The organism is Actinoplanes philippinensis (assembly GCF_900113015.1).
In the GTDB taxonomy this organism is placed as follows: Bacteria; Actinomycetota; Actinomycetes; order Mycobacteriales; family Micromonosporaceae; genus Actinoplanes; species Actinoplanes philippinensis.
The window spans coordinates 1-1,262 of the sequence record NZ_FONV01000056.1; the positions used below are offsets into that span (position 1 = coordinate 1).

1 protein-coding gene is annotated in these 1,262 nt (G+C 66.5%); it reads left to right on the forward strand.

The features are described 5' to 3' along the window. Positions 1 to 82: 82 nt before the first annotated feature. Positions 83 to 1,262: RNA-guided endonuclease InsQ/TnpB family protein (locus tag BM290_RS46950; protein ID WP_093622512.1), on the forward strand; the 1,180-nt coding region annotated here is incomplete at its 3' end.

Here is a 1,262-nt window from a genome sequence, read left to right on the forward strand (position 1 = left end):
ATTCGCCGTCAAGGCGAACTCGGCGTCCACCCTCAGACTGCCCGCAGAAGTGGTGGCAAACAAGCGTGCTAACTTGTGAAGCATGTCCGGGCGCGTCGTGAAGCGGGCTTTCAAGTTCCGCTTCCACCCGAGTCCGGAGCAGGCCGACCTGCTGAACCGGACGTTCGGGTGCGTGCGCAAGGTCTACAACCTGGCGTTGCAAGCCCGGACCGAGGGCTGGTACCAGCGGCACGAGCGGATCAACTACAACGCCACCAGCGCCATGCTGACCGCCTGGAAGAAGTCCGAGGACCTGGCCTTCCTCAACGAGGTCTCCTCGGTGCCGCTGCAGCAGTGCCTGCGACACCTTCAGGGCGCGTTCACCGCCTTCTGGGAGAAACGGGCCAGGTATCCGCGTTTCAAGTCCAAACGCAAGTCCCGGGCCTCGGCCGAGTTCACCCCGTCCGCGTTCCGCTGGACGAACGGCGAGCTGACCCTGGCCAAGATGGCCGCCCCGCTGGACATCGTCTGGTCGAGGGCGCTGCCGGCCGGGCAGTCGCCGTCCACCGTGACGGTGTCGCGGGACTCCGCCGGCCGCTGGTTCGTGTCCCTGCTCTGCGAAGACACCATCGAACCGGGGCCGGTCACCACGGCCGCCGTCGGTATCGACGCCGGTCTCGACCACCTGGTCACCCTGTCGACCGGGGAGAAGATCGCCAACCCGCGCCACGAGCGCGCCGACCGTAATCGGCTGGCCCGTGCGCAGCGCGAGATGGCCCGCAAGGACAAGGGCTCCGCCAACCGGGCAAAGGCCCGGCTCAAGATCGCCCGCGTTCACGCCCGTATCAGCGACCGCAGACGGGACACCCTGCACAAACTCACCACTCGACTCGTTCGTGAGAACCAAACGATCGTGATCGAGGACCTGGCCGTACGCAATATGGTCAAGAACCACACGCTGGCCCGCGCCATCAGCGACGCGGCCTGGCACGACTTCCGCTCCCTGCTGACCTACAAGGCCGACTGGTACGGCCGGGACCTGATCGTGATCGACCGCTGGTACCCGTCGTCCAAGGTCTGCTCGCAGTGTGGAGCCATCGCTGACAAGATGCCGCTGAACATCCGGACGTGGACCTGTCCCTGCGGGGCCAGCCACGATCGCGACGTCAACGCGGCGAAGAACATCCTGGCCGCCGGGCTGGCGGTGTCTGCCTGTGGAGCCGGCGTAAGACCTCAACGGGGGAACCTCCGTGCGGGGCAGCAGGCGATGAAGCAGGAAACCC